Here is a 7,525-nt window from a genome sequence, read left to right as displayed (position 1 = left end):
GGAGGAGCGTTCCCAGTTATCCGGCCGTCAGGTTTGCCGCCTTACCTTGCGACAATCACTCCGCTTGCCCCATCGTCATCAGCAGCATGGGACGCAACCGACCGCCGCGCGCGCGTCCTCTTGCAAATCGTCGACACGGAAGCCAAAGCTCGGCTTCAGGCACGACGGCTGCGGACGATGTGCGATTTGACGGAAGCCGAAACGCGGGTGGCCACGCTGATCGGCAGCGGGATGAGCCTTCATGAGATTGCGCGGGCTTTAGGCGTCTCCCCGAATACGATCAAGACGCATGCGGCACGCTGTTTTGCGAAGGTCGGGGTCCGGTCACAGGCTGCTCTTGCGCGCCTAGTCGCTTCGATTCCGGTCTAGTATCAGGGCAACAAAGCCACGATGGTCTGACCGGAACCGATGCTGCAAGTTCAGGTATTCAGGCACTCATCATCCGATCGAATGACGATGTTTCCGGCGTGATAGGTGATCCTGGGAACCCAACCTCCCTAGGCCCGAGCACGACAAACGCTCGGGCCACTTTTTGTCTCAGAGCGACATTGACGAGGGGGAGCGGCAATCCCGTATTCCTCACTTCTTCATTAGAGGAGTCGCAGCGCGAGAGCATTGCGCGCACCGTTCGGCTTCTGTTGTTCTACTGTCCATCCTGCTTACGGAAAGCTGCAATCATCTCCCGCGAGATATCTCCCGCAAAGCAAATCGGAGCATAGCCGCCACCCCGATTGTAGGCACTTCGCTTCCCGCAGCGCCGTCCACCTCGATCCGTGTTGTAGGGACAGGCACACGAACCGGGGTACATGGATAGCGATTGAGCAATAATTCGCTGAACGATTGTCGCGTCCGAGATTTGCGGTGCGGACACCGTCGGCTTTCGCGGCGGATCATCTCGGTTCCCGTCTTCCGGTTCGGCTTGCTGCTTTGGTTTCCTATCGCTCAGAAGGCTCGTCGATACCCAGCCCTCGCGTTGCGTAAGCTTGTCCCTGATTTGCGCCCATTCGCCTTTCGAACCCAACAAAATCACTTCTCGCGCCGCATCGTATCGGTCGAGAATACCGAACTGCTTCCCTGGACCATCGCGCAACGCCACTCCGCGCCCTTTGATGAACCGCGATACCTCGGTGTTGTTGTTCGGGAAAACAGAGCCTTGAACCTTGTTGTTAGGGCCCTCTGTGGTTGCCGGCGCTTCAGCCTTTGCAATTGATACGTCTGCCTCTTGCGCAATCCGATTGGTGCCGGGATTACCTGAGGGAGGCGCCTCACCCGGCGCAGGTCCGACCCCCAGAGCCAGGTCTAAATGTATTTTGTCCTGTGGAGCCGCCGCGCCACCGGAGTCCGGCGACTGGAGAACCGGCGGCGCGGAAACGGATTGCGTCGGTTTTTCGCCGAAGATCGTTCCAAGTACACCGACGATAAGCAAAAACCCTAATATTGGTCCGCCAAGCTTGGGCGCTTTGGAAGAACCGCGGCGGCGTCGCGGCATTGTATCGATCCCCATCAAGGGCGTCGCCCTTGCCTCTGGGTTGAAGAGTGACTCGGAATTCCCGCGCTTGCAATGTCAACTTGTCCGTTTTCTTCTCCTAAGTAAGATTCGTTAGTCGGCCGACCGCCCGCCTTTAGCACCGAATCTTCACGATCCACTTTTGCTGCATGCGAACTCAGCCGTGCCACGTGGCGGGGCTTTTTCACGGGCAACACCATTGCACGCAAGAATCTCCGACAAATTGCCTATGCCCTGTGATCAAATTGGGAGGTTGACGCTCGCGTACCAGCGGTGCCGAGAGTCATGGGCTGAAAATGAGTTGAAAAGGGTGCTCCGGATCAGGGGCAGACACCCTTTTCGTGCTGAGTTTTGCAGGCTCAGCGGAACGGAAAGTAGCAGACGGATTGCTGACTACCATCGGACTGAAGTCCGAGTCACTTGCAGTAATTCGTCGATGTCAGTGGCTCCGACCGCTCGACCTCGCCGCGTAGACCAGGAAGGAATTCAACAGGACGTCGCGCATGGCGCTGGACACCCCGATTGGCGGAGCAGGCCTCGAAATTCTATTCGGCAATATCACGACCCTCTAGGTCATTACCGACTTTGCTTCGTGAGGATCAGATAAACATCGCTTTGCTGAGCTTACGGGAAATATGTCTCTCCGCCGCTATTGCGGTGTTGGCGGTTGATGGGAAAGCGATCGCACTGTAAAAACCAGTCACGGAGTCAAAGGCTCTGGAAATTCATGAGGGATCGTCATGGCTACGGGTACTGTTAAGTTTTTTAATGATGACAAGGGATTTGGTTTCATCACGCCGGAAAATGGTGGACAGGATGTCTTCGTTCACGTGTCCTCGCTGCAGCGCGGCAACTCGCTCAGAGAAGGTGACAAGGTCAGCTTCGAGGTAGGCCAGGACCGCAAGACTGGGAAATCGAAGGCCGAGAACGTCAGCGTGATTTAGTCTGACAGGTCACGTTTCGAGCCGCTATGGAGATACGCATGGCGACCATCGTCGTTCCTTATTTTGATGATGCCGAGGTTGAATTAGCCCAGGAAGCCGATCGTGATGATGCCAAATCCATTGCTGCTCTGAATGCGTTCCTTGCGCTTGCCAGTGCTGACAGGGAAGCTGACTCGCGGCATGTTTTTGCTTGCTACAAGGATTTCTACGCGGAAACCGGAGAGCCAGAATGGCTGGATGAGGAAATGGGGGCCCCTGCATCCCCTGTTGAGATTTGGAACGGCATCAGGCCCGGACCGCTCACCCTCAGGAAGGGCTGGGGGGGACGATGACAACTGGTACGTCGTGATGGAGGCTGAATGTGCATGGGACGCCGAAGACGGCATTATGCTCGTCTGGCGCAACGGCACGACCTTGAGCAAGGTCGGCCCCTACAACGGACACCTGACGAATAAGAATGCCTACGGAGACGAAACACTCCGGGACGTTGTCTACAAGGCGAGAAACACTGAATACATGACGCGCATTGTCGAACTGGTCAGTCGTTAGGACCTGATTTCCGACGGGGTTGCCTTTCTGGCAACGGCACACCGCCTTGGATGACGCCACAACTCAAATAGGGAGCATCAATGTTCACACGCCTCGCGCCACCAGCGATTGGAGTTCTATTGGGGCTACTGCCCTTCCTGTTGTTTGTCGGATCGACCAATACAGTAGACGTCAACGGCGTGCGTGTCCGCGAGGATAGCTTCAATCTTCTGGGACTGATCTTGGCGGTCATTGGCATTGTGTTGGCTATGCGGTCCATCCGTCCCTTGCCGGGGGTCACAAGACTACGGCCGATCCTGGCCGTCTTTGCCATTGTGGTGTGCTTGGTTCAAATCCTGGTATCGATCGGGCTGCTGTCAACCCGCCCGATCGTGTCGGCGCTCTGGCCGGACAGCGATCTGCCGCCCCTGACTTTCACCGAACTCGACGAAGGCAACCTGGGACTTGTCAAGGGGCTTCTGCAAAAGGACGATCTCGAGCAGATCAAGCAGGGCATTGCCGGCTACAAGCTCAACGCCATTGCCGAGGCAAACCGGCATGTGAGCTATGCTGACGTGTGCCATGGTGGTCGTTATCGAGTCGATCTTGAGGCCGTCAATCTGCTACCGGACTTCATGTCCGCGGAGGACAGAGCTGATCTCGAGCGCCGCGTTGCCGCAGATCACCGCACACCGCCAACAGTGGCCGATTGCACTCCGCGCAACACCACCTACCGCATGGGTGAATTAGTCGATCGGGTCAATCGGTCCAATGCCATGGCCGATGCGCTGATTGCCGGCTACCTCGAAAAACACTCGCAGTAGCACGCAAATTCGTACCGGACGTCTTTTCGCGTAAGATACTCATTGTTACCAATTTTCCCCAGACGCTAGCGCGTGTTGTCGTCATAGGCCTCTCCTTGCCGGGCGCACAGTCCGTCAATGTAATAATCGAGGTGCCTATGCGCGATTGCCCGTTCCTCGCTGAGCGGAAGTCCGATCGCGAGTGGGCGCGCGAAGCGGATCACAGCGAGCGCCGCGGGTGATTCGCGCCGACGCGCCCCCGTTGAATGGCCCTCGGCGTGATGAGCGAAAAAATTGCTTTTATCGCTCAGATTATTGCGGCATTGTGGGCGATAAATATGGAGTTTATCGCCCATGGCGTGGAATTGGGAATTGGCGGGGTGGCCGAAGTTCGAGTGGAACCCTGAGCTTCTGCGGGAGAGGGAGCTGGCATCCATGGAGAATGCAGCTATCGCGGTCGGCACCATGCGCCATCTCGGGAAGAACGATCGCGAGGACGTCGTGATCGAGCTTCTCAGCTCCGATGCTTTGAGCACATCAGCCATCGAGGGGGAAGTCCTCGACCGTGACAGCGTTCAATCGTCCCTTCGGCGGCAACTCGGACTGTCTGCGGCACCTCTCCGCAGCAGTCCGGCAGAGGCAGGCATTGCAGAGATGATGGCAGACCTCTACCGCCACCCACTTGACCCCATCACCGAGGAGCGGCTGTTCGAATGGCACCGGATGGTGATGAATGGCCGCCGGGACATCGCCGACATCGGCAGCTATCGCCGTCATGACGAACCGATGCAGATCGTCTCCGGTGCTTTCGGCCGCCAGCGCGTACACTTCGAAGCACCTCCATCCGAGCGCCTAGCAGTCGAGATGAGCCGGCTTCTCGAATGGCTTGAACACACCTCTCCGGAAGGGGTGGACCCGCTTGCTGCCGTCACCCGCGCCGGCATCGCGCATCTGTGGTTCGAGAGCATCCACCCTTTCGAGGACGGCAACGGCCGTATCGGCCGTGCGATCGCCGAAAGCGCACTTGCACGAGCGATCTCGACTCCGACTTTCAGCGCATTATCGAAATCGCTGCTGAGACACCGCAGGGACTATTACGCGATGCTGGAGGCGGCGAGCTCCACGCTCGTTATCGATGACTGGCTCTCATGGTTCGCGGATCGGGCGCTCGAAGCCCAGAATTCCGCGGACGAATTGGTCCGCTTCCTGATCGAAAAGACACGGCTTATGGATAGGCTGCGTGGCGCGCTGAACGAGCGACAGGAGAAGGTCCTTCTTCGCATGCTGGCCGAGGGTCCTGAAGGTTTCACCGGGGGTTTGAGCGCCGGCAACTACGCCACGATCACAGGCGCTCCGCCCTCGACTATAACCCGCGATCTTGCCGACCTGGTCGAGAAGGGCGCACTGCTGCGCACCGGCGAGCGCAAGGCGACGCGCTACCGGCTGAATCTCGCAACCGAAACATAGGCGAGCTGGCCGAGGCGTTGCGTCAGCAAAAGTGGATCAGGCAGCAATACTCCGCGCCCCAGCATTATCGCAGGCGGATTGCGCCAGGGCCTCCTCCACCTGCGCAACTTCCCACGCTTCTCAGCCAGTTCGTCGGCAAAGGCAAAGGTGCCGGCCTGCCGCGACTGGTAGGAGGAAAGCCGCCGCTGGTACTCCGCCAACCTCTGGCGATAACGTTCCCGGTCCTCTTCGAATCCGTCGCGCGCGTGCTCGAGGCGGAAGATGGCCCCGAGTGGCCTGACAGTGACGGCGAGATCGATCTCGTCGAGCACCCGGCCCTACAACGACAGCCCAGATGCGAGAACTTGCCGACGAGCTTCGGCTGAGCCCAGCAACGGCGTATCGGCTGCTGAAGCTATTCCGAGCAGACGGGGCCGTTCTATCACTCGTCTGACGCAAGGCCGGCCGCCCTGTCGGCCACACGGTTCTCGAAGAAGCCTGCGACGGATATCATCCGGGCCGAGATCAAGGGAAGTAGTCGGTCCTGCGCAATGTCGTTCGCAACCGTGCTGTAGTAGCCGTCGTAGTCCGGCAATTCACGATCGCGAAACCTTTTGCGCTTGATCTCGCGTAAATCGTCAAGCGATGACGGCCAAATCGAATGGGGACTCTGCCTACCAATTAACCCTTACACCCAGCTTGCCGCTCCGGGCGTAGTTGTCTGTATCGAAGGAAGTGCCGGAGGCCAGACCATGTCCCTGAGCATCGAGGAAAACGGCTCAGATCTCCGATGGGAGATTCTCCGGATTCCAAACGACTTCCCATAGGTGCCCGTCGGGATCCGTGAAATATCCCGCGTAACCGCCATAGAAAGTCTCTTCAGCTGGCTTGACGATCTCCGCGCCAGCCTCGCGCGCCTGTTGCATGACCTCATCCACGTCATCGCGCCGCGACACGTTGTGACCGATCGAAAAAGAGGTACTGCTGGTCGGCGCTTTCGCCAGGCCGCAATCATAGGCCAAGTCCTCCTGAGCCCAAACCGCCAGTTTGAGCCCGCCAAAGAGATCGAAAAAGGCCACGGCGCCATGTTCGAATTCGCTGCCTACGATGCCTCTCGTGGGCAGCTTCAGACCATCACGATAAAAGGCGAGTGATCGCTCAAGATCAGCAACGCCGAGCGTCAACACGGTGATTCTGGGCTTCATGGACCTTCCTCCAGTTCATTGTAGGCACGCCTAGAATAAGATCTGAATGGCTCGTGCCGCAATGAATACATCCGCCGCACCATAGCCCACGGTAGAAGGAAGCCCCGCCAGACGCGGGGCGAGTTGGGGAATCGCAATCAGAAGAAGTGGGCGGCACAGAACCGGAAGGATCAAGGCAATGAGGTATGATCGAAACTCCGCACAGTCCAGCCTTCTTACGCCCGGCGAAGATTCTTGTTCCCGGCAATCTTCGAGTTTCGGAAAGGCGCGCGGTCACGTCTCAAGGCTCTCTTATCCCGAGCGCTCGGGCCGAATGACTGTGATGGGCAGGATACGTCCGTAAAGGCGGCATTGTCGATCAGACTCGCCTTTTATCAGCTTTGGTCAACTGCAGCTTTTAGCGTCGAGTATTGCGGCCGGATAACTTGGACGCACAGGCCCCACGGCGCGGGCCGCCGAAGCCGGCAAGCGGCGAAAGAACTGCATCCACGACGTTTACGGTTTGGGTTTCGGGGGCTTTGTCATGCCTCCATCCCATCCGCAAAGTCTTAAAAAGCAATTGCCTAATACGTGTTATTGACGTCGGCTAAGGACGATAAGGGGTCTGAGAAGCAACGGAGCAGATAAAGGATTTCACGCGTCATGCCCATCTGGGATTGACGGATCGCGCAGCGGTCGGAGTTCCCCGCGTGCGACAAATCCGGCAGTGTGAATGCGTATCGACCGAGCATGTTAATATGTTTGAGCCCGGGGGGCGACAGTTTATCGGCTATAGGTTTCTGCACGGGTATTTATGAAGGGGGCCTTTCCAACGGCCTTGCGATCGGCTCCACATCAACGCGGTGAACCCGGGTTTGTTGGAGCGGAAGCGGCGGCTGGAATCGACCCATTTCTGTCAATCGGGGCTAGTTCGTGGATTCCCGAAAGCTGCCGCTTATCACAACAGAGCGATGCCAGCTTTGCGCTACCGGCGCTCTTCCAGGCCCGACAGCCCCTGCGGCGAGGCAGGTTTTCCGCTTATGGGGCTTATGCCGCACGTGGCCTTGGCAGCTTGCCCCGCGCGCTGGAAGAAACGGATTTCTGTGGCGATGG

Annotated in this window: 9 protein-coding genes and 1 pseudogene; 6 read left to right on the top strand and 4 right to left on the bottom strand. The window is 58.1% G+C overall.

The window, feature by feature from the left end:
• Positions 1-369, top strand: a 369-nt coding sequence (locus FY112_RS16490; protein ID WP_181018230.1) for a helix-turn-helix transcriptional regulator, incomplete at its 5' end; no start/stop codon positions are given.
• Between the two features lie 274 nt (positions 370-643).
• Here the strand turns inward: FY112_RS16490 and FY112_RS16485 are convergent.
• Positions 644-1,504: an SH3 domain-containing protein gene (locus FY112_RS16485; protein WP_094087965.1), complete on the bottom strand. Its 861-nt coding sequence runs from the start codon at positions 1,502-1,504 to the stop codon at positions 644-646.
• 743 nt (positions 1,505-2,247) lie between these two features.
• On the opposite strand from FY112_RS16485, the gene FY112_RS16480 reads away from it, so the two are divergent.
• The 5 genes from FY112_RS16480 (at position 2,248) to FY112_RS16465 (ending at position 5,249) form a co-directional block, all read left to right on the top strand.
• Positions 2,248-2,451 (top strand): cold-shock protein, encoded by a 204-nt coding sequence (locus FY112_RS16480; protein WP_017956972.1) that lies wholly within the window; start codon positions 2,248-2,250, stop codon positions 2,449-2,451.
• Positions 2,452-2,489: 38 nt separating this feature from the next.
• Positions 2,490-2,783 carry a hypothetical protein gene (locus FY112_RS37865; protein ID WP_245372608.1) on the top strand — a complete coding sequence of 98 codons (294 nt, stop codon included), beginning with the start codon at positions 2,490-2,492 and terminating at the stop codon, positions 2,781-2,783.
• 297 nt (positions 2,784-3,080) lie between these two features.
• Complete coding sequence (locus FY112_RS16470; protein WP_150131674.1) at positions 3,081-3,803, top strand: hypothetical protein; 723 nt, start codon at positions 3,081-3,083, stop codon at positions 3,801-3,803.
• Positions 3,804-4,048: 245 nt separating this feature from the next.
• Positions 4,049-4,189 carry a hypothetical protein gene (locus FY112_RS36775; protein ID WP_017956975.1) on the top strand — a complete coding sequence of 47 codons (141 nt, stop codon included), beginning with the start codon at positions 4,049-4,051 and terminating at the stop codon, positions 4,187-4,189.
• Positions 4,137-5,249, top strand: coding sequence for a Fic family protein (locus tag FY112_RS16465; protein ID WP_026158237.1), 1,113 nt, complete (start codon positions 4,137-4,139; stop codon positions 5,247-5,249). Before FY112_RS36775 ends, FY112_RS16465 begins: the two co-directional genes overlap by 53 nt.
• Here FY112_RS16465 and FY112_RS16460 read toward each other — a convergent pair.
• The 3 genes and pseudogenes from FY112_RS16460 to FY112_RS38610 form a co-directional block, all read right to left on the bottom strand.
• Positions 5,219-5,560, bottom strand: a complete 342-nt coding sequence (locus tag FY112_RS16460) for a hypothetical protein (protein WP_168260233.1) — start codon at positions 5,558-5,560, stop codon at positions 5,219-5,221. The genes FY112_RS16465 and FY112_RS16460 overlap by 31 nt on opposite strands.
• 447 nt (positions 5,561-6,007) lie before the next feature.
• A complete protein-coding gene (locus FY112_RS16450) occupies positions 6,008-6,433 on the bottom strand; it encodes a VOC family protein (RefSeq protein ID WP_017956977.1) in 426 nt (141 codons plus the stop codon).
• Between the two features lie 964 nt (positions 6,434-7,397).
• Positions 7,398-7,525, bottom strand: a pseudogene (locus FY112_RS38610) (fatty acid hydroxylase family protein); the annotation flags it as partial.

It is taken from the genome of Rhizobium sp. PEPV16 (assembly GCF_008919455.1).
Classification (GTDB): Bacteria; Pseudomonadota; Alphaproteobacteria; order Rhizobiales; family Rhizobiaceae; genus Rhizobium; species Rhizobium leguminosarum_Q.
This window is presented reverse-complemented; position numbering and strand designations above follow the sequence as displayed.